18 protein-coding genes and 1 pseudogene are annotated in these 22,027 nt (G+C 71.9%); 9 read left to right on the plus strand and 10 right to left on the minus strand.

Annotation, left to right across the window (positions count from 1 at the left end):
* Window positions 1–1,641, plus strand: a pseudogene (locus IE278_RS27485) (hypothetical protein); the annotation flags it as partial.
* A gap of 173 nt (window positions 1,642–1,814) precedes the next feature.
* Here the strand turns inward: IE278_RS27485 and IE278_RS27490 are convergent.
* Window positions 1,815–3,035 (minus strand): metallophosphoesterase, encoded by a 1,221-nt coding sequence (locus IE278_RS27490; protein WP_189775964.1) that lies wholly within the window; start codon window positions 3,033–3,035, stop codon window positions 1,815–1,817.
* A gap of 359 nt (window positions 3,036–3,394) precedes the next feature.
* Between IE278_RS27490 and IE278_RS27495 the strand changes: the two genes are divergently transcribed.
* The 4 genes from IE278_RS27495 (at window position 3,395) to IE278_RS27510 (ending at window position 6,103) form a co-directional block, all read left to right on the plus strand.
* Complete coding sequence (locus IE278_RS27495; protein ID WP_189776072.1) at window positions 3,395–3,922, plus strand: hypothetical protein; 528 nt, start codon at window positions 3,395–3,397, stop codon at window positions 3,920–3,922.
* Complete coding sequence (locus IE278_RS27500; RefSeq protein ID WP_189775965.1) at window positions 3,919–4,272, plus strand: transcriptional regulator; 354 nt, start codon at window positions 3,919–3,921, stop codon at window positions 4,270–4,272. Before IE278_RS27495 ends, IE278_RS27500 begins: the two co-directional genes overlap by 4 nt.
* Window positions 4,273–4,349: 77 nt before the next feature.
* Window positions 4,350–5,240, plus strand: a complete 891-nt coding sequence (locus IE278_RS27505; RefSeq protein WP_189775966.1) for an ABC transporter ATP-binding protein — start codon at window positions 4,350–4,352, stop codon at window positions 5,238–5,240.
* Between the two features lie 11 nt (window positions 5,241–5,251).
* Window positions 5,252–6,103, plus strand: coding sequence for an ABC transporter permease (locus IE278_RS27510; protein WP_189775967.1), 852 nt, complete (start codon window positions 5,252–5,254; stop codon window positions 6,101–6,103).
* Between the two features lie 14 nt (window positions 6,104–6,117).
* Here IE278_RS27510 and IE278_RS27515 read toward each other — a convergent pair whose 3' ends face one another.
* From IE278_RS27515 to IE278_RS27530, 4 genes are all read right to left on the minus strand, one after another.
* A complete protein-coding gene (locus IE278_RS27515) occupies window positions 6,118–6,819 on the minus strand; it encodes an SDR family NAD(P)-dependent oxidoreductase (protein WP_213089744.1) in 702 nt (233 codons plus the stop codon).
* 175 nt (window positions 6,820–6,994) lie between these two features.
* Window positions 6,995–9,298 (minus strand): MMPL family transporter, encoded by a 2,304-nt coding sequence (locus IE278_RS27520; protein ID WP_189775968.1) that lies wholly within the window; start codon window positions 9,296–9,298, stop codon window positions 6,995–6,997.
* Between the two features lie 202 nt (window positions 9,299–9,500).
* Window positions 9,501–10,388 (minus strand): helix-turn-helix domain-containing protein, encoded by an 888-nt coding sequence (locus tag IE278_RS27525; protein ID WP_189775969.1) that lies wholly within the window; start codon window positions 10,386–10,388, stop codon window positions 9,501–9,503.
* Between the two features lie 183 nt (window positions 10,389–10,571).
* Complete coding sequence (locus tag IE278_RS27530; protein ID WP_189775970.1) at window positions 10,572–11,411, minus strand: SDR family oxidoreductase; 840 nt, start codon at window positions 11,409–11,411, stop codon at window positions 10,572–10,574.
* A gap of 101 nt (window positions 11,412–11,512) precedes the next feature.
* Here IE278_RS27530 and IE278_RS27535 point away from each other — a divergent pair, with 101 nt between their 5' ends.
* From IE278_RS27535 to IE278_RS27550, 4 genes are all read left to right on the plus strand, one after another.
* Complete coding sequence (locus IE278_RS27535) at window positions 11,513–12,406, plus strand: helix-turn-helix transcriptional regulator (RefSeq protein ID WP_189775971.1); 894 nt, start codon at window positions 11,513–11,515, stop codon at window positions 12,404–12,406.
* Between the two features lie 28 nt (window positions 12,407–12,434).
* Window positions 12,435–12,905 carry a nuclear transport factor 2 family protein gene (locus tag IE278_RS27540; RefSeq protein WP_189775972.1) on the plus strand — a complete coding sequence of 157 codons (471 nt, stop codon included), beginning with the start codon at window positions 12,435–12,437 and terminating at the stop codon, window positions 12,903–12,905.
* A gap of 214 nt (window positions 12,906–13,119) precedes the next feature.
* Complete coding sequence (locus IE278_RS27545) at window positions 13,120–14,532, plus strand: MFS transporter (RefSeq protein ID WP_189775973.1); 1,413 nt, start codon at window positions 13,120–13,122, stop codon at window positions 14,530–14,532.
* A complete protein-coding gene (locus IE278_RS27550; protein WP_189775974.1) occupies window positions 14,529–15,773 on the plus strand; it encodes a Rossmann-fold NAD(P)-binding domain-containing protein in 1,245 nt (414 codons plus the stop codon). The genes IE278_RS27545 and IE278_RS27550 overlap by 4 nt, the downstream gene beginning before the upstream one ends.
* Before the next feature lie 30 nt (window positions 15,774–15,803).
* Here IE278_RS27550 and IE278_RS27555 read toward each other — a convergent pair whose 3' ends face one another.
* From IE278_RS27555 to IE278_RS27575, 5 genes are all read right to left on the minus strand, one after another.
* Window positions 15,804–16,484, minus strand: coding sequence for a response regulator transcription factor (locus IE278_RS27555; protein ID WP_189775975.1), 681 nt, complete (start codon window positions 16,482–16,484; stop codon window positions 15,804–15,806).
* Window positions 16,481–17,707 (minus strand): sensor histidine kinase, encoded by a 1,227-nt coding sequence (locus tag IE278_RS27560; RefSeq protein WP_189775976.1) that lies wholly within the window; start codon window positions 17,705–17,707, stop codon window positions 16,481–16,483. The genes IE278_RS27555 and IE278_RS27560 overlap by 4 nt, the downstream gene beginning before the upstream one ends.
* A gap of 7 nt (window positions 17,708–17,714) precedes the next feature.
* Complete coding sequence (locus tag IE278_RS27565) at window positions 17,715–19,958, minus strand: MMPL family transporter (protein ID WP_189775977.1); 2,244 nt, start codon at window positions 19,956–19,958, stop codon at window positions 17,715–17,717.
* A gap of 172 nt (window positions 19,959–20,130) precedes the next feature.
* Window positions 20,131–21,465 (minus strand): alpha-glucosidase/alpha-galactosidase, encoded by a 1,335-nt coding sequence (locus IE278_RS27570; protein ID WP_189775978.1) that lies wholly within the window; start codon window positions 21,463–21,465, stop codon window positions 20,131–20,133.
* Window positions 21,465–21,962: a PfkB family carbohydrate kinase gene (locus IE278_RS27575; protein ID WP_189775979.1), complete on the minus strand. Its 498-nt coding sequence runs from the start codon at window positions 21,960–21,962 to the stop codon at window positions 21,465–21,467. Before IE278_RS27575 ends, IE278_RS27570 begins: the two co-directional genes overlap by 1 nt.
* Between the last annotated feature and the right edge of the window lie 65 nt (window positions 21,963–22,027).

Consider the following 22,027-nt stretch of genomic DNA (forward strand, 5'->3'; position numbering starts at 1 on the left):
GCGGACGCGGCGGCCGAGGGGCGCCGGCGGCCGGGGGTGTTGGAGGAGCGGCGGCGTCGGGTCGGTGCGGTGGCGACGGACGCGGCGGCGGAAGGGCATCGCCGGCAAGAGGCCGCGGCCGAGCAGCGCCGACAGGACGAAGAGGCCGCGGCGGAGGAACAGCGCCGGCAGGAAACAGCGGCGGCTGCGCAGGCCCAGGGGCAGCCGGAGGTGAGGCAGCGTCGAAGAGGGCTGCGGCGCCTGGCCGATGCCGGCGGACAGCTCAGGAGGGTCGCCGGAAAGATGAGACAGCTCCTCGCCACGTCGTCCAAGACCGACAAGGCCAAGAAGATCCTCGACCCGCCCGACACGGTGGCCAACCGCATCAACGCGCCCACGGAGGGCGGCGTCCGGACGCAGGCGCAGGCCACGGGCGACACCGGTCAGGTGGAGGCCACCGCGATCGTCGCCCAGGTCGACACCGGGATCAACGCGGTGACCGATGTCCTGGGGGTGGTCAACGACGCGCGCGCCCTGAACACCGCGCGCAAGGGCCGCAAGGGCGTGGGCCCGGAGTCGCACAAGCCCAGGAAGGACATGAACGGGAAGCCGCTCGGCGTGGTGCAGAACGTCGGCATGGTCGCCGGCGATGCCACAGGCATGGCCAACGCCGCGGTGAGGAACGCCGGCCACCTGGGCGGGGTGTCCGCTCTCGGGGAGGCCACCGGCGTCTTCAGCATTTTCTATTCCACCGTGATAGCCGCCCGTGACTCCACCGTCCTCTGGAAGACCTACAACAAGAACCGCGCACTCAAGGGTCTGGTCCAGGGGCCCTCCGGCGACGCGTCAGGGTACGAGGGCCAACTCCAGCACGTACACGACCGGTTGGGGGAGGTGCAGCGGCGGACGGCCGGGGCGGGGCCCGCGCGGGAGCAGGAGGGCGGCGAGTCGGACGTCGTCGCGGCGGAAGTGGGCACGGCCGCCGCGGAACTCGGGGCGGGCGTCCTTGAGGTCAACCAGCTACTGCACGCCGAACTGGCCCAGATCATCCAGTACGCACGGCACAAACAGCACACCAAGATGGGCAAGCGCATCGCCAGTCTCGGCGGAAACACCGTGCGTACCGCGGGCGGTGGCCTCGCGATCGCCGCCGCCGCGGGGGCGATCGCCGGCCCGGCGGCACCTGCCGTGGCCGGCGTGGCAGCGGCCCTCCTGCTCAGTGGCGCCCTCTACAAGGGGGCCAGGGCGGGCAGCAACCGGTATGTCGCCGCACGGCACCCCGACCGGTGGGCCAGGCCCACGCCGGCTCAGGCCGAGGCCGGGACGGAGCGGCCAGACGCAGCCGCAGCGGCGTCCGCGCCCGCACCGGCCGAGCGCCGCGACGCGTTGAAGGAGTTCTTCAAGGTGACGAAATCCGTCCAACAGGGCGAGCGTCACTACATGGCGCAGAAACTGTACGCGCTCGCGGCCGGCCCGGACGTCCCCGCGAGCAGGAACGCCCCCGACGGCGTCCGTGAATCGGCACGCGCACTGCTCGGGGTCCTCAAAGCCGGCCCGTCCCAGCACAGGAAGACGCCGGAGGAGTGGGCGTCATCGCTCAACGACCCCGCACAGCAGAGCGCGTGGGAGAAGGAGATAGCCAACCAGCTCTCCTCGGCCTGAACGGCACGCACGAAGAGAGGGGCTGCCCCGCCTCCCCGGGGGTCCGGCCGCCGTGCTGAGGGAAGCTACTTTCCGGCAGGGCATCGTTCGCCCCTGCGGCCCCGACGCGACGGCAATCCCGGCCGCCGGCGGCTGCGTGTCGCTGCGCGTACGCCCAGCGACCAGGGCCAGGGCTACATCGGGGTGGGCTGCTGCGGGGAGCGGAGGACCAGCAGGGTGATCTCGCTGGGGGCGAAGACGCGGAACGGCGGGCCCCAGAAGCCGGTGCCCCGGCTGGTGTAGAGCAGGGTGCGGGGGCCGTGGTGGGTCAGGCCGGCGAGGGCGGGCTGGTCGAGGCGGACCAGGTGGTGGAAGGGCCAGATCTGGCCGCCGTGGGTGTGGCCGGAGAGCTGGAGGTCGATGCCGCCCGCCACGGCCTGGTCGATGAACTTGGGCTGGTGGGCCAGGAGGAGGACGGGGAGGTCGCCATCGACGCCGTCCAGGGCTCCGTCGAGGTGGGCGCGGTGGCCTGCCAGGCCGGAGGACTCCGCGGTGACGTCGTCCACGCCGGCGACCACGAGGGTGTCGCCGCCGCGTTCGAGCAGCAGATGGCGGTTGCGCAGCGGTTCCCAGCCCAGTTCGTCCATCAGGTCGACCCAGCCCTGGGCCTCGCTGTAGTACTCGTGGTTGCCCGTCACATAGACCCGGGCCCGGGTCGCCCGCACGGTGGCGAGCGGGGCGGCCTGCGCGCGGCGGCGTTCGGCTGTGCCGTCCGCGATGTCACCGGTGTGGCAGACCAGGTCGGCCTCCAGGGTGTTCACCGTCTCGCACACCCGCTGCGACCAGCGGGCGCGGTCGAGCGGCCCGTAGTGGGTGTCGGTGATGAGGGCGACACGCAGGCCGTCCAACCCGGCTCCCAGGCGCGGCAGTTGTACGTCGAGTCGGCGCACGCGCGGTACGCGGCGGGCCTCGGCGTACCCCCAGGCGAGCAGGACGGCGGTCACGCCGAGGACGGCCCACGTGACGATGCGCGCCCTGTCCTGGCTCTCGCCGACACCGGTCAGGGTCAGGGCGAGCCGCAGCAGGGTGCCGAGCAGGACGGACCAGGTGAACAGGATCCAGCCGGCTCCCAGCAGGGTGTCACCGACGATCGCCGCCCGGTCCTGCTGGCGGCGGCCGTGCCCGCGGGCCATGGCGAGCGGCATGGTGACGAGGCCGAGGACGAGCAGGGTGGTGCCGGTCAGGGCGACGGGCAGCGGCCAGTGCTGTCCGGTGTACAGGAGCACCCAGCACGGCACCGCCCACAGCAGGACGGGGGCGATCAGGGGGAGGTAGCGCATCAGGCGGTGCAGTGGGCTCTGCCGCGGGGCCCGCGCTTCCCTGTCGGCTGGGCGGGTGTTGCTGGTGTCCGTCACGCTTGCCCTCCTTGACCAGAACCGGGCTTGACCGGGCTGCCGTCCCGTCCCGCGCACTGTATCCGGTGCCCCTCGGACGGCCGAACGTGGCGTTCACGGTCGCGACCCGACGTTCGACTTCCTGGGTGAAGAACGTTGCGGGCGCCTGGAGTTCGGGACGCCGGTGACGCTCCGTACGGCCGTACGGCCGCACGGCCACGCGGCCGTACGGCCATCCGGCCGTACGGTTCCTGAGACCTGTCAGGAACGCGGGTCCAGTCCGTCGACGACCGTTGACTTGCCTATAAGGAAAGTCAAAGCTAGCTTTCCTTATAGGCAAGTCGAACGGGGAACGGGAGAGCGGTGACGTGAGCACGCACATGGATGCCGAACAGGCGTGGCGGGACCTGCAGCGCGTCCGCGTGCCGCAGGAGCGGGTGTACGACGAGGTCGAGCGGTCCGCCACGGGCGGCTCGGGAAGCCTCTGGGCCACGGCCGCGCTCATGTGGCTCTTCCTGGCCGGGCTGGGCCTGGACCTGCCCGGCTGGGCCGTCGGGCCGGTCATGGCCGCGTACGTCGCACTGCTGGGCGCGCTGGCCGTGCTCGACCACCGCCGGAGCCGGGTACGCCTGCACCGCACCCGGTACACCCGGCGGATGTTCGCCACCTTCGTCGCGGGGGCGGTGGTGACCGGCGGGACGGCCCTGCTGTCCGGCCGGCTCGTCGACTCGCTGGAGCCGATGCCCGCAGGTCTGATCCAGGCCACGGTCTCGGCCACGGTGTTCGTGCTGTTCGTCGGGCCGACGAGCCGCTGGGCGGCCGGGTCGGCGCGAAGCCGCGGCACGCGGGTGGCAGCTACCGAAGCCAGCGGAGCTACCGGAGCCAACGGCGCGGGAGCGGGCCGATGAGCATCCCCGCCGGCTTCGACGAGCTGATCCATCCCGCCACCCGGCTGTCGGTGGTCGCGCTGCTCGCCGCCACCGAATGGGCGGACTTCGCGTTCGTCCGCGACAGCCTCTCGCTCAGCGACTCCGCGCTCTCCAAACAGCTGCACACCCTGGAGGAGGCCGGATACCTGGAGCTCCACAAGGAGGGCGGCGGCCGCAAGCGGCGTACCCGGGTGCGGCTGACGGACCGCGGTCGCGACGCCTTCGAAGGGCATGTCGCGGCCCTCCGCGCGATCGTCGAGGGCGCCGGTGCCGGGGCGGCTGCCGAGACACCGCCACGGCAGCGACAGGACTCGGGGGCAGGACGATGACGCCGAAGGCCGCAAAGGCAACAAAGGATACAAAGGCCACATACGCCGAGCCCGTCGTCTCGGCGCGGGACGTGACGATGACGTACGGAGACGTGGACGTCCTCCAGGGCGTCGATCTGGACATCCATCGCGGCGAGATCTTCGCGCTCCTCGGGCCCAACGGCGCCGGGAAGACCACGACCGTCGAGATCCTGGAGGGCTTCCGGCGGCGTTCCGCCGGTGAGGTGAGCGTCCTCGGCGCGGACCCGGAGCGCGGTGACGACGCCTGGCGGGCCCGGATCGGGCTGGTCCTGCAGTCCTGGCGCGACCACCGCCGCTGGCGGGTCGCCGAACTGCTCACGCACTTCGCCACCTACTATCCCGACCCGCGCGACCCGGCCGAACTGCTCGCCCTGGTCGGCCTGACCGCCCAGGGCGGCCGGCAGGTGGAGCGGCTGTCCGGTGGCCAACGCCGGCGGCTGGACGTCGCGCTCGGCATCGTCGGCCGCCCCGAACTCCTCTTCCTCGACGAGCCGACCACCGGCTTCGACCCTGAGGCGCGACGCGAGTTCCATGTACTGGTCGAACGGCTCGCCCGGGAAGAAGGCGTGACCGTTCTGCTCACCACGCACGACCTGGCCGAGGCCGAACGGCTCGCCGACCGGATCGCCATGCTGGTCGGCGGCCGGATCAGGGCCTGCGGCACGCCCGCGGAACTCGCCCGGCAGGCCGCCGCCCGGGCCGAGGTCCGCTGGACGGCCGACGACGGGACGATCCACCGCGAACGCACCGCGGACCCCTCCCAGCTGGTCTGGGAACTTCACCGGCACGCGGACGGCCCGATCGCCGGCCTGGAAGTACGCCGCCCGACGCTGGAGGACACCTACCTGCACATGCTGCACCGGGAGACCGACGGCACCGACGGCACTGGCGGCATTGACGAGACCAACGGCACCGACGGCACCGACGACACGGCGCGGGCCGCGTGAAAGGGACACCCATGACGAACGTCTGGCGTGCCGGGCTCCAGCGCGGCCGCATCGAACTGCGGCACCTCCTGCGCAGCCCCAAGGAGATGTCCGGCCATCTGACCAACGTGGTCGTAGCCCTCGTGATCGCCGTCTACGTCACCGGCGATGTGCCCGGCACCCATGTCCCGACGGCACATCTCGTGCTCGCGGGCTTCGCCGCCTACCTCCTGTTCCAGATCGGGCTGGTCAACCTCCCGCAGATACTCGTGACCGAACGGGAGGAGGGCACCCTGCTGCGGCTGCGCGCCACCCCCGGCGGGATACCGGCCTACCTCGTCGCCAAGAGCATGCTGGTGGTCGTCATGGCGGCCGGCACCCTGGCCCTGCTCCTGGCTGTCGCGGCGCTGCTGGTGGACGGGCCCCTGCCGCACGGGCCCGGCGGCTGGCTGACACTGCTGTGGGTCACCACGCTCGGACTGCTCGCCGTCGTACCGCTGGGCGCGGCCGTCGGCGCCGTGCTGCCCAACCCGCGCGAGGCGCTGGCGCTGATCATGCTGCCGACGATGGCGCTCCTGTTCACCTCCGGAACGGTCTTCCCGAGCACCTCGCTGCCCGTGCCGGTCCAGCAGGTGGCCGCCGTCTTCCCGCTCAAGTGGATGGCACAGGGCCTGCGTTCGGCGCTGCTCCCCGACACGGCACGGACCGCCGAGGCGGCCGGTTCCTGGGAACTGCCCATGGTCGCCCTGGTCCTCACCGCCTGGGCGGTCCTCGGGTTCCTCCTCGCGGTGCCCCTGCTGCGCCGCGCCGCCCGCCGCGAGTCCGGCTCCCGTCTGTCCGCCCGCCACCGCAAGGCGGCACAGAGCGGCGCGCTGCCCGCGTAGGCGCCCCGGCAGGGCTAGCCCGCCTTCTCGAAATGCGGGCGGAGGTTCGCGGCGAGCACGCGGTCCAGCAGGCGATCGGGCAGGACGCGGGCGAGCCGGGTGAGGGCCGCCGTGTCGCGGCCGACGGTGTAGCGGGTGCGGGGCCTGCGGTCGGTGACCGCCCGGGCGATCACCAGGGCGGCCTTCTCCGCGGAGACCCCGGCGTCGGTGAACGCGTCGATCTGCTTGACGACCGCCCGCATCAGAGGGCCGTACCTCCGCCGGTGCTCCGCGCTCATGTCCGTCGTCAGTTCGCCGGCCTTGGCGAGGCCGCGTCGGCGCATCTGCGTGCGTACTCCGCCGGGCTGCACGACGACCACCCGCACACCCTCGGAGGCGAGTTCGCGGCGCAGGGAGTCGCTGATGGCCTCCAGGGCGAACTTCGATGTCGAGTAGGCCCCGGAGGCGGGCAGGGAGACCTTGCCCAGGACCGCGCTGATGTTCACCACCCGTCCGGAACCGGCCAGCAGGGCGGGCAGCAGCGCCTGCGTGACCGCGATCTGACCGAAGACGTTGACCTCGAACACCCACCGCCAGTCGGCGAGCGGGAGAGCTTCCACCGGCGCATTCGCGGCGACGCCGGCGTTGTTCACCAGGGCCCGAAGCGGTCGGCCCGCCGGGTCGGAGGCGACGCGGCGGAGAGCGTCGCTCGTATGTGTCCGACCGAGCCGCTCCACCAGATGCGTCCACTCTCGATCCGTACACGGGTACCGACCAGGGCATCCGTCGACGGTAGGACCCGTGGTACCCACCTTCGCGGCGCGCCCGACCACCGCACAGTCGTCGGCACTCGTGACCAGGCCTCGGGCGCCGTCCGACGACGCCCGAGGCCCATACCCGACACCAGGGGAGTCAGACCCCGGCCGAACTCTTCGTGTCCGTCGACGTGCCGGTCGAAGTGCCCGTCGACGTGCCGGTCGGTGTGTCCGCAGAAGCAGCCGCCGCGGATCCGGCGGGAGCGGAAGCGGGAGCGGGCGCCGGCGCCGGACCGCCCTCGCTGAGCCCGTACCGTCCGTGGAACGCGCGCAGGAACCCGGGCGCGTACCAGGCCGAGCGGCCGAGCAGACGCATCGCGGCGGGTACGAGGACACCGCGGACGGCGATGGCGTCGAGGAGGACGGCGAGTCCGCTGCCGAGGCCGAACATCTGCATGAAGCTGAGCTTGGCCGTGCCGAAGGCGAAGAAGCTCACCGCGAGCAGGCAGGCCGCCGCGCTGACGATGCGCCCGGTGTGACCGAGACCGTTGACCACCGCGGACTCGTTGTCCTCGCCCTGGTCGTGGAGCTCCTTGATGCGGCTGGTGACGAAGACCTCGTAGTCCATCGAGAGGCCGAAGGCGATGCAGAACATCAGCACGGTCATCGACACCTCCATCGGCTGCGCGGTGAAGCCGAGCGGCGAGGAGAGGTTGCCGTCCTGGAAGATCCAGGTCATCACGCCCAGCGTGGCCGCCAGGCTGATCATGTTGAGGACCAGCGCGCGCACCGGCTGCACGATGCTGCCGGTGAACAGGAAGAGCAGCAGGAAGGTGGTGAGGACGACCAGGGCCACCGCGAGGGGGAGCCGGTCGGCGACGGACTGCTTGGCGTCGACGAGTGCGGCGTCCGTGCCGCCGACCAGGGGATGTGTGCCGGCGGGCGGGGCGAGCGAGCGCACCTGCCCGACCAGGTCCTGGGCGTCGTCCGACTTCGGTGTCAGGCTGCTCACCACACTGATCCGCTGTGCGTCGGGCCGGCCGAGCGCGGAGTCGGCGGGGCCGCTCACGACGGACTCACCCTTGCTGTAGGTTCCCGCACTGGTCTCGACCCGCACCACACCGTCGAGCGCGGCCAGTCGACCCGCGTACGAGGCCAACGGGCCCTTGTCCACGGGCTGGTCGATGGCGATCTGCAGGGCCGAGTCCTCGCTGCCGCCGAAGTTCTGACGCAGTTGCTGCGAGACCTGGCGGCTCTGGGCGTCCTTGGGCAGCACGCGTTCGTCCGGTGTGCCGAAGGTGATGTTCAGCAGCGGGCTCGCCGCGAACAGCAGGACGGCGAGGACGGGCAGCGCGGTGAGAGCGGGCCGCCGCATGACGGTACGGGCCAGCCGTCCCCACAGCGGCGTACGGGCGTCGGAGCGACGCGACTTCGCCCACGGCAGTTGCCCGCTGTTGACCCGGTGCCCCAGCACCTTGAGCAGGGCGGGCATCACGAACAGGGTGCTGAGGGCGGCGATGGCGACCACCCCGACCCCGGCGAAACCGAACGAGCGCAGGAAGTACTGCGGGAACACCAGCAGCGCCGCCAGGGCCGCCGCGACCGTCGCGGCGGAGAAGGCGACCGTGCGGCCCGCCGTGTGCACCGTGCGCCGGACGGCGTCGTCCACGCTCGCCCCGGCGGCGAGTTGCTCCCGGAAGCGGCTGACCATCAGAAGGGCGTAGTCGATGCCCAGTCCGAGGCCCAGGGCGGTGGTGAGGTTGGTCGCGGTGTCGGCGACGTCGGTGACACTGCCGAGCAGGAAGAGCTGGGCGAACGAGCCCATGATGGCGATGATCGCGATGATCAGCGGCAGCAGGGCCGAGACCACGCTGCCGAAGACGAACAAAAGCAGCAGCAGGGTCAGCGGTATGGCGATCGCCTCGGCGAGGATCAGGTCGTCGACCACCTGCTTCGACAGACCGGCGCCGACGGCGGCGCCTCCTCCGGCCTGGACGGTGAGCGTGTCCTTGTAGGTGCCGCTGAAGGTGTCGATGACCTCCTTGGCGTTCTCCCGCTGCTCCGTCGGGTCGCCTCGCACATGGGCGAGCACCATGGCCTCGCGGCCGTCCTCCGAACGCAGGTCGGGGCTGTTCGTCTCCCAGTACGAGACGACGTTGCTGAGCCGCTCGTCCTTCTTGAGGTCGGCCGCCAGGTCCCGGCCGCTCTCCTGGGCGGCGGGGGTGTCGATACGGCCGTCGGGGGAGCGGACCAGCAGGACGAGGTTGACCTCGCCGCCGAACTTCTCGTCGATGACGTTCGCCGCTCGGGTGGACGGGGAGGCGGGGTCGTCGAAGCCGCCGCCCTTCAGCTTGTCGAAGGCGCCTGCGCCCACCGCGCCCATGAGGGCCACGGCCAGGGCGGCGACGACCAGGACGAGCCGAGATCGGCGGATCGCCAATTCGGCCATGCGTTCGAACACGGAATGTCTCCTTCGAGGTTCTTCGGTGAAAGGCGAGGAGTGTCGGCCGGACCGCAGTCGACCGAAGTCGACGGAAGTCGGCACAATGCGCCGCAGAGCCCTTCGCCCCGTCGCAGGGGGCGCGGTTCCGCACTCTTCGTCGCCGAGAACGACGCTAGTGAGACAGGCAGGTTTTTGGCAGGGGGAGATTTACCTGACAGTGTCAGATTTTCCTGACAGGTTTTCCTGACGCGGTTACGTCCTCGGTCGCTTCCAGGGTGATACGCAGCAGGTCCAGCTTCTCCGCGTCGCTGCTTCCGGTGGCCGCCGTGTAAGTGACCATGCGCAGATCGGCGTTGGGGACCACGAGGACGTCGGAGTCGAGCCGGATCTCCCCGACGCGCGGATGCTGGACGGTCTTGCGGCTGCTGGAGTGCAGGGTGGCGGCGGTCTCCGTGTCCCAGTGCCGGGCGAACGCGTCGGAGAGGGCGCGCGACTCCTGCACCAGCCGGTCCAGTTGGACGTCCTGGGGATAACGGGACACGGCGTCCTTCAGGTCGGCGACGATCATCGCCTCGAAGGCCTGTCCGGCCTCGTGCCGGAGCGGGGGCATCGCCGCGTGCGCGGCGCCGTCACCGAAGACCGCACGCGCCAAGTTCCCTTCACTAGGGGGGAGTTGGGAGGCGTCGCCGAGCAGGGCGCTCCACAGGGTGTTCCACCACACCAGGGACCAGTCGGCGGCGAACACGCCGACCGGGACGGACCCCAGGCGCGCGGCGAGCCGCTGGATCCCCGCGGGGACATGGGTACTGACGGTCCCGTCCCGGGGCGGCAGGAGCCCGGCGCCGCGGTACAGCTGGTCGCGCTCGGCGACGGAGAGCTGCAGGGCCCGGGCGATGGCGCCGACGATCTGAGCCGAGGGATTTCTCGCGCGTCCCTGTTCCAGGCGCAGGACGTAGTCGACGGACAGCCCCGCCAGCTGTGCGAGCTCCTCGCGGCGCAGCCCGGGGGCACGGCGGCCGGCCGTCACCGTCAGGCCGGCGTCGGCCGGGGACAGGCGGTCGCGCCAGGCGCGCAGCAGCGTGGCGAAGTCATGACGGGAGGAGGCCATGGCGTCATTCTCGCCGCGGGCCGCCGGATGAGCCTGGGTACTGCCAGTCCCAGGCAGTGGGCGGCAGGGCCGGTCCTGTTCCGGTCCTGTTCCGAGGCGCGAGGCGCCCGCCCGCCATGGCTGTGTCACCGGCCCTCGCGGTGCCGGCCGCGACGGCAGGGGGGCGCGCGGCGCCCGCCGGTCTCAGCCCAGCTCGGTCGGCATGACCGTCAGTTCCGCGATGTTGACCCGGGCCGGTACCGCCACCGAGTACGTGATGGCGTCGGCCACGTCCTCGGCGGTGATGGCTGTGATGGCCGACCGCATCTCGTCGAGCCCGGCCCGGGTGGCCTCGTGTGCCATGTCGGCGCCGAGCCCGGTGACGGCGAAGGCGGGGTCGACGGACCGGACCCGTACGCCGCGAGGCCCCAGCGAGGCGCGCAGATTGCGGGTCAGCTGGGTGACCGCCGCCTTGGTCGCGCCGTAGACCGGGTAGTCGACGAAGACCACCTCCGCCGCGATCGAGCCGAGGTTCACCAGATCCGCGGGCCGGCCGGCCTCCGCCGCGTCGAGCAGGTCCGCGACGAAGGCCCGGCCGGTCGCGAGCAGGCCCCGCAGGTTCACGTCGATCATCCGGTCCCACTCGGTCGTGTCCGCCACGTCGAACGGCGCTCCGAGCATCACCCCCGCGTTGGCGACGACCAGGTCGGGCCTGCCCAGCGCGGCACGGATCTGCGCCGCGGCGGCGTCCAGCGCGGCGGGATCGGTGACATCCACCGAGAGCGCCAGGACGTCGGCGGAGTGCTGCTTCCGCAGGGTCGCGGCGAGGTCGTCCAGCGGACCGGGCCGCCTGCCGAGCAGGGCGACCGCCGCTCCCGCGGCGGCGAAACGGTGTGCGGTCGCGGCGCCGATCCCGGCACCGGCCCCGGTGATCACCGCGATCCGGCCGGCCAGCGGACCCGCGGGCGCGCCGGCAACGGACAGGGAGGGGTCGTTCGAGGCGAGGTTGCTCGAAGCGAGGTTGCGCGAGGCGTCGTCTGTCATGGGAACGATCGTGTGCGCCGAGCCGGAGGCGGGCCAGGGCGGTCTCATCCTGGGTGCGCCACACCCAGGTAACCGGCTCCGTGCGCGCCTATCGTTGCGGCATGGACAGTGGCAATCCCTTGGGAGAGTTCCTCCGCGCCCGGCGAGAGACGACCGATCCGTCCCGGGCCGGACAGCCCTGGTCGGGCCGGCGCAGGACGCCGGGTCTGCGCCGGGAGGAGGTCGCCCAGTTGTCCGGAGTCAGCACCGACTACTACGCCCGGCTGGAACAGGGACGGGAGAAACACCCTTCCGCGCAGGTGGTGGACTCCCTGGCCCGCGCCCTCGGACTGAATCCCGAGGAAACGGCGCACCTGCACCAGCTGGCACGAACCGCGCACGGCCCCGTCCGACGTGGCGGCCGCGTACCCGCCGGCCGTGTCCCCGTCGGGCCGAGACTGCTGCGCCTCATGGACGGCTGGCACCACACACCCGCGCTGATCATCGACCGCAGACTGGATGTGCTGGCGGGCAACCGCCTCGGAAGCGCGCTCTTCGCCACGATGCTGGACCGGGACGAGACCAACCTGGTCCGGTTCACCTTCCTCGACCCGCACGCCCGGGACTTCTACCCCGACTGGGAGCGGGTCGCCCGGTCCGCTCTCGCGGCCCTGCGCGCGGGCAGCGGCGACCTGCTGAACGACCCACGGCTCACCGACCTCGTCGGCGAACTGTCTTTGAAGAGCTCGGAGTTCCGCGCGCTGTGGGCCCGGCACGACGTACGGGGCAAGGGTCATGAGGCCAAGTCCTTCAACCACCCCGAGGTCGGCGAACTGACCCTGACCTACGACTCGTTCACCGTGGACAGTGCGACGGACCAGCAGCTCGTCGTGTACCAGGCCGAACCCGGCAGCACCTCCCAGCAGGCCCTCGCACTGCTCACCACGGTGGCCGCCGAGCTGCCCGGCCCGGACCTCGCGGCCGTCCCCCGGGTGGGTGCGACGGACCCTGCCTGAGCTGCGCCCGCGGCCCTAGCGTCGAGGCATGACCGATGAGAACGACACACGAGCGATCGCGGAACTGCACAACCGGTGGGTGTTCGGATGGGAGCGCGACGAGGGGGACGCGCCGTTCGACTTCCGGCACGCCTTCGGTGAGTTCTACGACTTCAGCTCCTCGGACCTCCGCCTCTACGACGACTTCGACCCCGAGCAGCGCGTGGCGACGACGGCTGCCGGATACGGCTCGATCTGGGAGCCCGCCTTCCGCGAGATGGTCGCCGCACATCATGTCGTCGACGACGGCCCGCACGTCGTGACCGGCCACGAACTGGCCGCGTCCACCCTGACGTTCGTGGCGCGGATCACCATGCCCGACGGCGCCACGGACATCCGCACCACGACCTCGCTGGTCTGGCGCAGGACGCCGGACGGCTGGCGGATCGTCCGCGAGCACAACTCGACCAAGGTGCTGCCCGCCGGAGACCTCGACGGCGTGCTGCGGGTCGGCCCGTAGTACGGCCGTAGGGGGCACCAAGGGGCCGTAGTGCGGCCGTGGTGCGCTCGTAGTGCGTGGGCACCAGGACAGGCGCCTGTCCGGTCCGGGTGCACCAGGAGGAGACGGCGGCCGGGGACGATGCCCGGCAGCGGCGCCGGAGGGAAGTGTGGGGGACGCGTGGATCCCACGCGACCCCACCCCTCCCTCCGGTGTCTGGAGTGATCAACAGGTGATGACAAGAACGTCCCTGCCCGAAGCCGCGCCACCCCCGGTCCGCCTCGGCAGAGTGTCGATCGGTGCCCTCGGCATCCTGGCCCTCGCCCTCGGCGCCCTGCAGTCGGTGGTGGAGCCCGCGCTCCCGCTGCTGCAACGCGAGCTGGGGGTCAGCCCCGCCGAAGGAGCACTGGTCGGCAACACGTTACTGATCACGGGTGCGGTCGTCGCACCCGTCGCGGGCAAACTCGGCGACCGCTACGGCGGGAAGCGGGTACTGGTCGCGCTGACGGCCGTGGTCTCGGCCGGTGGCCTGCTCGCCGCGCTGGCGCCGAACCTACCGGTGCTGTTGCTCGGTCAGGTGCTGCAGGGCGTGATGGTGGGGGCGCTGCCCCTTTCCTTCATCCTGGTGCGCACCCACCTTCCGCCGCAGGAGTCGCAGGTGGCGATCGGCGCGGTCGTCGCACTGTTCACGGGCGGCGGCATGGTGGGCATGCTGTTCGCCGGACCGATCTCCGAAAGCCTGTCCTGGCACTGGATGTTCGCGCTCCCGACGCTCGCGATCGCCGCGACGACGGTGGCCGTGAGCCGGTTGCTGCCGCACGATCCGCCGGCCCGGTCGGAGAACGGGATCGACTGGCCCGGTGTGGTGCTGCTCAGCGGCACACTGCTCGCGTTCATGCTCGGGCTCGTGACGGTGACGAGGGACGGCGGTCTGCCGCCCCTCGCGGTCGGTGCCGTGGCGGTGGTCGTGGCCGCCCTCGCGGCCGGCTGGGTCGCCGTCGAGCGCCGGGCACCCTCGCCGATGGTCGATCTGCGCATGCTGGCGAAGCCCGCGATGTGGCACGCCTGCGTACTCACCTTCGTCATGTCCACCAGTTCCGGGATGGTGCTCTTCCTGCTCCCGCAACTGTTCGCCGTTTCAGGCGACGGCTACGGCTTCGGAGCCGGCACCACCGGCATCGGACTGTTCCTGCTGCCCGGCGCCGTCGCCGGAGCGGTGAGCGATTCGGTCGGCGGGATCGCGGTGCGCCGTTTCGGCTCGCGTGCCGTGGTCGTCGCCGGCTCTGCCGTCACGGCGGTCACGATGATCGCCCTGGCCTGGCTGCACGGCGCGGAATGGCAGCTCGTCCTCGCGAAGGTGCTGACCGCGTTCGCCGCGGGCGTCGGCACCACGGCCCTGCTCGCCGGTACCGCCACCGCCGTCGCGACCAAGGACATCGGCATCGCCACCGGCCTGCTCGTGGTGACCCGCGTGATCGGTGTCGCGCTGGGCGCCCAGGTGGCCGGCGCGCTGCTCGACGCCGGGACGGGGTCGACGACAGGCCTGCCGGCCGAATCGGCCTTCGCCACGGGGTTCGCCGTCGCCGGCCTCGTCGCCGCGCTGTCGCTGCTCGTCGTCCGTCTCACGAAGAAGGGAGCCCAGGCATGACACCGACCACTCCGCCGATGGACGTGAGGACCACCGGGAAGCGCAACGTCCTGATCTCCGGAGCCAGTATCGCCGGACCCGCGCTGGCGTACTGGCTGCACCGCTCCGGATGGGCGGTCACCGTGGTGGAGAAGGCCGGCGCCCCGCGCACCGGCGGCTACCCGATCGACATCCGCGGCACCGCGATCGAGGTGGTCCGGCGCATGGGGATACTGCCGCGGCTGCGGGAAGCGCACATCGACTCGCGCCGCTGCACCTTCCTCGACGCCGACGGCCGCGAGGTGACGTCGGTCAGCCCGAGCGCCGTGGCCGGCAGCGTCGAGGGCCAGGACCTGGAGGTGCGCCGCGGGGATCTGGCCGCCCTGCTCCACGGGCTGGTCCGCGACGACGTGGAGTTCCTGTTCGACGACTCCATAGACACCCTCGACGGCGTCGACACCCCCGACCAGCACGGAGAGTACGGACACGGTGTCGACGTCACCTTCCGCAGTGGCCGACGGCGTACGTTCGACCTCGTGGTCGGCGCCGACGGCATGCACTCGCACACCCGGGAGTTGGTGTTCGGCCCCGAGGAACAGTTCCACCGCCATCTCGGCTACTGCTTCGCCCTGTTCACCCTGCCGAACACCTTCGGGCTCTCCCGGGAACTCGTGCTGTGGAACACCCCGGGCAGAGCGGCGGCCCTCTACGCCGTCGGGGGCGACGACGAACTGCACGCCTTCCTCACCTTCCACCGGCCGAAACCGCCGTTCGACGTCCTGCGGGACCCCGACGCCCAGCGGGAACTGGTCGCCACGACCTTCGCGGGCGCGGGATGGAAGGTCCCTGACATCGTCGACGCCCTGCGCGACGCCGACGACCTGTTCTTCGACACGGCCGGTCAGATCCGTATGCCCCACTGGTCCAGAGGCCGCGTCGCGCTCGTCGGCGACGCCGCGTACGCGCCCTCGTTCCTCACCGGGCAGGGATCGAGCCTCGCGCTGGTCGGCGCCTACACCCTGGCCCACGCCCTGGCCACGCACCGGGATCACAGCGCGGCCTTCGCCGCCCACGAACGCGGGACCCGCCCGTTCGTGGCCATGAACCAGGCCCTGGTCGGCGAGGGCACGGCCACACTCTTCCCCACCACGGCACGGGCGTTGGAGCGACGCGACGCCATGCTGCGCGACCTCGTCACCCTTCCCTCGCCACCGGCCCGCCCGGCCCATTCGGCCCTTACGCTGCCCGAGTTCGGTCGGTAGACGCGCGAACCGCCCGCCCCCGGCAGCCGGTCACGACAGGCCGTCGGGGGTGGCGTGGGCCAGGCCCGTCCGGTAGGCGATGACGACGAGCTGGGCCCGGTCGCGGGCCTCCAGCTTCGTCATGGCGCGCTGCACATGGGCGCGTACCGTGAAGGGGCTGAGGAACATCCGCTCGGCGATCTCCTGGTTGGACAGACCGGTCGCGACCAGCGCCACCATCTCGCGTTCGCGCGGGGTGAGCACGGCGAGCTGTTCGGCGCGCTGGGGCACGGGGTCGTCCGGCGTGGCCAGGAAGCGGGCCACCAGGGAACGGGTCGCGGCGGGGGACAGCAGAGTGTCGCCGGCCGCGATCGTCCGCACGGCGTCCAGCAGGTCCTCGGCCCCGATGCCCTTGCCGATGAAACCGCCGGCCCCCGCGCGCAGCGCCTGAGCGACGTACTCGTCGGTCTCGTACGTGGTGAGGATCAGGATGCGGCTGCTCCGCAGGTCCGGGTCCGCGCAGATCTCCGAGGTGGCGGTGAGACCGTCCACCTCGGGCATACGGATGTCCATGATCACCACGTCGGGGCGCAGCTCCCGGGTGAGTCGCACCGCCTCCCTGCCGTCGCCCGCCTCGCCGACCACGGTGATGTCGTCGGCGCTGTCGAGAAGCATCCGGAAGGCACCGCGGAGCAGGGCCTGATCGTCGGCCAGCAGCACCCTGAGCGTCATGGAGTGTCTCCGGTGTCCTTGGCGGGCGGCAGGGGCAGCCGGGCGGAGACGAGGAAGCCGCCCTCCGCGCGCCTGCCCGCGAGGAGGTGGCCCCCGACCGCGGTGGCCCGTTCGCGCATCCCGATCAGCCCGAAGCCGGACGGCGGACGGTCCGCGGCCGCGGACGCACCCGGTACCGCGCGCGTGCCTCCTCCGTCGTCGGCGACCGTGACGGTCACGTGGTCGCGGTTCCAGACGAGCCGCACCCGGGCGCTGCGGGTACCGGAGTGTTTGGTCACGTTGGTCAGGGCCTCCTGGAGGATGCGGTAGGCGGTGAGGTCGACGCCCGGCGGCAGCGGCCTGGCCGTGCCGTCCTGGTGCACCGACACCTCAAGTCCCGCGCGGTGGAAGGACTCGACGAGCGAGGGAAGCCGGGACAGCCCGGGCGCCGGTTCGGCGGGTGCGGCCTTGTCCCCGGACTGCCGCAACAGGCCGACCGTGGCCCGCAGTTCGTCGAGCGCGTGCCCGGTGGTCTCGACCAACTCCCCGAGGCTTCTACGGGTCTGCTCCGGGCGCGTGTCGAAGAGGTGGGCGGCGACCGTGGCCTGCGCGTTGGCCAGGGTGATCTGATGGGCCACCAGGTCGTGCAGCTCGCGGGCGATACGCACCCGTTCCTCGGCCACTCTCCGGCGCGCCTCGGTGTCCCGGCTCTCCTCGGCCCGCCTGGCCCGCTCCTCCACGGCCGCCAGGTAGGCCCGGCGGTTGCGCACCGAGTGCCCGAGCACGCCGGCCACCAGCGGGGACGCCGACACCACTGCTATCCGGCTCGCGTCCTGCCACGAGAGGTCCCCGGTCAAGGGGATGGAAGCCACCAGCAGTACGGCGGCACTGAGCGACACGGCGCCCGCCGCGCGCTGTTCGGTGCGCGCGGCGAGCGTGTAGGAGTAGGCGGTGATCAGGGCGGGGGCCACGATGAGCGGGCTCAGCAGGAGGCCCAGGGGCTGGACCAGGACGCCGGCCGCGGTCGTGGCCGCCAGGGCGGCCAGGGGCGCCCGGTGTCGCATGGGCAGTACGGCACAGGACACCACGGCGACGAAGTGGGCGGCGACGGACGGCGCCGACAGCGTGTCGTCGACCTGGATCACGCCGCCGAGCAGACAGAGCACGAACGCCGTCGCCGTGACCGCTGCCTCCCGCCACCACATGCCGTGTGATCGCGGGCCGGCGCCCCTTGCGTCCGTCATGGCCGGTTCAGCGCCGGCCGACGGGGAGATGCGGCACCGCCGCACCCGGTCCGGTCGTGGCGGCCGGGGCATGCCCGCTCAGTGCCTCACCCTCGATGTCCACGTTCGGCAGCACACGGTTCAGGATACGGGGCAGCCACCAGGCACGGTGGCCGAGCAGTGCGAGGACCGCGGGGGCGATCGCCATCCGGACCACGAAGGCGTCGAAGGCCACGGCGGCGGCCAGCCCCACGCCCATCGTCTGGATGGTCGGGCTGCTCATCCCGACGAAACCGCCGAACACACTGATCATGATGATCGCCGCCGCGGCCACCACACGTCCGCTGTGCCGGAAGCCGCTGACGATCGCGTCGCCGGGGGAGGCGCCATGGACGTAGGCCTCCCGCATCCGGGTGAGGAGGAAGACCTCGTAGTCCATCGCGAGGCCGAACACGATGCCGATGATGAGGATCGGCATCAGCGACATCACCGGTCCGGTCTGCTCGATACCGAGCAGGTCGGCCGCCCAGCCCCACTGGAAGACGGCGACGAGGACACCGAAGGCGGCCCCCACCGACAGCAGGAAGCCGAGGGCGGCCTTGACGGGGACCAGGAGCGAGCGGAAGACCACCATCAGCAGCAGGACCGCCAGGCCGATGACCACGGCCAGATAGGGGAGGAGGGCATCCGACATGGCTTCGGAGATGTCGATGTTCAGCGCGGTGGTGCCGGTCACCAGGACAGTGGCGCCTGTGTCGGCCTCGACACCGGAGACCGTGTCCCGGATCGCCTGCACCAGGTCCTTGGTCTCGCCGCTGTTCGGCGCGGTCCGCGGGACGGCGGTCAGGACGGCCGTGTCCTTGGTCCTGCTGAGCACCGGATCACCGACCGACGCGACCCCGTCCACTCCTCGTACGGTCCTGACGACCAGGTCCGTGGCGGCGCGGGCGTCGGTGGCCTCCGAGGTGTCCACGACCACGGTCAGCGGCCCGTTGAAGCCGGGGCCGAAGCCTTCCGACAGCAGGTCGTAGGCGCGCCGCTCAGTGGTCTCCACCGACTTGGACTCGTCGCCGGGCAGGCCGAGTTCGAGACTCAGCGCCGGCAGGGCGACCGCCCCGAGGCCGAGTACGGCGGTCAGCAGCACGGCTCCCGGCCGGCGCAGCACGAACCGCGCCCAGCGGGTACCGATCCCGGGCCGGCCGGCCGCGGGGGCCACCCGGTGCACGCGCTCGCTGCCCGGCCCGTCGGCCCTGCGGACGGCGCGGGACAGCACCCGTCGGCCGAAGAAGCCGAACAGCGCGGGGACCAGGGTCAGCGCGACGAGTACGGCGAGGGCCACGGCGCCCGCGCCGCCCAAGCCCATCTTGGTGAGTTCGGGGATGCCGACGACGCCCAGTCCGACCAGCGCGATGAAGACGGTGGCGCCGGCGAAGACGACGGCGGATCCGGCCGTGCCCACCGCCCGGCCCGCGGCCTCCTCCGGGTCGCTGCCCCGGGCGCGCTCGTCGCGGAAGCGGGAGGTGATGAAGAGCGCGTAGTCGATGCCGACCGCGAGACCCAGCATCAGCGCCAGGATGGCGACGGTGGACGTCAGGCCCAGCGGCGCCGCCAGCGCGGAGACCAGGCCGAAGGCGATGGCCACACCCACGACGGCGGTCAGCAGCGACAGGCCGGCCGCGACCAGCGAGCCGAGGGCGAGGACGAGCACCACCGCGGCCACCGCCACGCCGACGATCTCCGTCGTACCGCCCGGCTCCTCCTCCGAGTCCAGGGCGGAGCCGCCGATCTCCACGGTCAGCCCCGCGTCCCTGGCCCGGTCCGCCGCGCTTTCGAGCGCGCTCTTCGTGGGCCCGGTCAGGTCGACGGCGTCCGCGGTGTAGGTGACCGTGGAGTAGGCGATGGTGCCGTCCTCGCTGACAGCGCCGGTCTCATAGGGGTCGGAGGCCGACGCGACCTGACCGCCCCCGTCCACCGAGCCGAGGGTGTCCTCGACGGCCGCCCTGTTCCGCTGGGCCGTCACCCGCTGCCCGTCCGGGGCCCGGAACACCAGACGGGCTTCTGCACCCTGGGAGTTGCTCTCGGGGAAGCGCTCGTCCAGCAGGTCGAACGCCTGCTGCGACTCGGTGCCGGGCATGGAGAGGTCTTCCTCCTCCCCGGCCGGCGCCAGGGCGGCGGCGGCCACGGCCAGCACCAGGGCACCCAGCCACAGTCCGCCCACGAGCCGCCGGCGCCGGAAGGCCCACCGTCCGATCCGGTAGAGAAAAGTTGCCACCTGTGATCACTCCAGACACCGCGAGGAAAGGGGAGACGCGTGCGATCGACGCGTCTCCCACACTTCCCTCCGGCGCCCCCGCCGGGCATCGTTCCCCGTCGCCGTCCCCGCCTGGTGCGAACGGACCAGCCACCCCCATGGCCTGGTGCCTACGCACTACAGGCCCTCGGGGTCAGTGGCCGAGCGTGGCCCGCAGCGAGGGCTGGAGGAGCTCCGCGTGGGCTCGTACCATGTCGTCGCACAGGTCCCAGATACGCTCGACCGGCAGGGCTGCGGCGGTGGCGGGATCGGCCATGGCCGCCTGGCGCACGGACCGGGGGTCGTCCTCGACGGCGGCGCGGACCACGAGCTCGTTCATGCTCAGGTAGTTGCGGTTGAGCGCGGCCAACTGTGGTGGCAGCGCACCGACCTTGGTCGGCTGGACACCCAACCCGTCCACCAGGCAGGGCACTTCGACGGTTCCGGTGGCCGGGAGGTTGTCGATCAGGCCGTGGTTGGGGACGTTGCCGTAGACCGTGCGCGGAGTGCCGGTCACGATGCTGTGGATGATCTGCGGGGCGTACTCCATGGTCCCTTCGACCGCCAGGGGCGTACCGGCGGCGAGTGCCCGGCGGGTCTCCTCGTAGGCGGCGACGTTCTCGTCGACGATGCCGAGGTAGGCGCCGACCGGCAGCCGGAGCCTTTCGATCTCGTTGTCGTGGTGCAGGTACCAGGGGACGTACTCGGAGGAGTGCTCGCTCGTCTCGGTCGGGTAGAAACCGAGGCGCCGGTACATGTCCACGCGGACCCGGCGCCGCAACTGCGGGTCCTGCTCGATCAGTTTGTCGAGGAGCGGGTAGAGGTCGGTGCCCTGGTGCTCCAGGCGCAGCACCCACGCCTGGTGGTTGACCCCGGCGGCACGGTAGGTGATCTCCTCGTACGGAACGCCGAGCAGTTCGCCCAGGTCGTGGATGGTCCAGTACACCGAGTGGCACAGGCCCACGACACGGGTCAGACCGGTGGCTCGGGTCAGGTACTGGACGTTCATGGCCATGGGATTGGTGTAGTTCAGCAGCCAGGCGTCCGGGCACAGCTCGGTGATGTCGGCGGCGAGCGACTTCAGCACGGGGAAGGTGCGCAGCGCGCGGAAGATGCCGCCGATCCCCAGGGTGTCGCCGATCGTCTGGCGCAGGCCGTGACGCTGCGGGATCTCGAAGTCGGTCCGGGTGGCCTCGCCCATGCCGACCTGCACGATGTTGATGACGAAGTCGGCGTCCTGCAGAGCCGCGCGGCGATCGAGATGAGCGGTCACCCGAGGGTGGGGGGACCCGCCCCCGGTCCCGGTGAGCCGGTCCGCGATCTGCCGGGCCGCACCCTCGGCGGTGGCGAGGCGTTCGGTGTCGATGTCGTGCAACGCGATGTGGGCGCCCCGCAGTTCGGGGAAGGCCAGCAGGTCGGCCAGCAGGCCCTGGGTGAACACGACACTGCCCGCGCCGATGAACACGATCTTCGGGGTACTGAGAGTCATCAGAGGTTCTTTCCGTTACGGGAGAGGGCGGCGACGGCCTCGTCCCAGGTGGGCTGGGACGGAGTGCCCCCATGGGCGCGGGTGGACAGCGCGCCGCAGGCCGCGGCGAGGGCGAGGGCGTCGGCGGTGGACAGACCCCGCAGCCGGGCGGCGACGAACCCGGCGTCGAAACTGTCGCCGGCCCCGACGGTGTCCACCGGCCTGGCGGGGATGCCGTCCGTGCGCAGCAGGGTGGAGCCGTCGTGGGCGAGGGCTCCGTCCGCGCCGTTCTTGACGATCACATGCGGGTCGTACGCCGCCAGGGCCGCGGCCGCCGCCTCGACGGACTCAGGGGCCGTTGCGGCGGTGACGGCGGCCGAGCCACCGAGGGTGAGCAGTCCGGAGTCGACGAGTTGCTCATGCTGCCCGAAGGCGAGCGGTGCGTCGAGCGGACCTAGGACGACATCGGGGTTGGCGTCCCCGATGACGAGCAGGTCGAAGTCGAAGGTGTGCGGCATACGTCTTCCTGAGAGGCGGGTGCGGAGAGCAGTGCGGTCGGCGGGCAGAGAGCAGCGAGCGGAGA

It is taken from the genome of Streptomyces tauricus (genome assembly GCF_014650955.1).
Lineage (GTDB): Bacteria > Actinomycetota > Actinomycetes > Streptomycetales > Streptomycetaceae > Streptomyces > Streptomyces tauricus.

Coding starts and splice junctions, on each gene's coding strand:
- IE278_RS27560 (WP_189775976.1), bottom strand. CDS start 17,707: ATGACGGACGCAAGGGGCGCCGGCCCGCGATCACACGGCATGTGGTGG.
- IE278_RS27535 (WP_189775971.1), top strand. CDS start 11,513: ATGGACAGTGGCAATCCCTTGGGAGAGTTCCTCCGCGCCCGGCGAGAG.
- IE278_RS27495 (WP_189776072.1), top strand. CDS start 3,395: ATGGATGCCGAACAGGCGTGGCGGGACCTGCAGCGCGTCCGCGTGCCG.
- IE278_RS27555 (WP_189775975.1), bottom strand. CDS start 16,484: ATGACGCTCAGGGTGCTGCTGGCCGACGATCAGGCCCTGCTCCGCGGT.
- IE278_RS27525 (WP_189775969.1), bottom strand. CDS start 10,388: ATGGCCTCCTCCCGTCATGACTTCGCCACGCTGCTGCGCGCCTGGCGC.
- IE278_RS27530 (WP_189775970.1), bottom strand. CDS start 11,411: ATGACAGACGACGCCTCGCGCAACCTCGCTTCGAGCAACCTCGCCTCG.
- IE278_RS27505 (WP_189775966.1), top strand. CDS start 4,350: ATGACGTACGGAGACGTGGACGTCCTCCAGGGCGTCGATCTGGACATC.
- IE278_RS27500 (WP_189775965.1), top strand. CDS start 3,919: ATGAGCATCCCCGCCGGCTTCGACGAGCTGATCCATCCCGCCACCCGG.
- IE278_RS27545 (WP_189775973.1), top strand. CDS start 13,120: ATGACAAGAACGTCCCTGCCCGAAGCCGCGCCACCCCCGGTCCGCCTC.
- IE278_RS27540 (WP_189775972.1), top strand. CDS start 12,435: ATGACCGATGAGAACGACACACGAGCGATCGCGGAACTGCACAACCGG.
- IE278_RS27570 (WP_189775978.1), bottom strand. CDS start 21,465: ATGACTCTCAGTACCCCGAAGATCGTGTTCATCGGCGCGGGCAGTGTC.
- IE278_RS27575 (WP_189775979.1), bottom strand. CDS start 21,962: ATGCCGCACACCTTCGACTTCGACCTGCTCGTCATCGGGGACGCCAAC.
- IE278_RS27550 (WP_189775974.1), top strand. CDS start 14,529: ATGACACCGACCACTCCGCCGATGGACGTGAGGACCACCGGGAAGCGC.
- IE278_RS27510 (WP_189775967.1), top strand. CDS start 5,252: ATGACGAACGTCTGGCGTGCCGGGCTCCAGCGCGGCCGCATCGAACTG.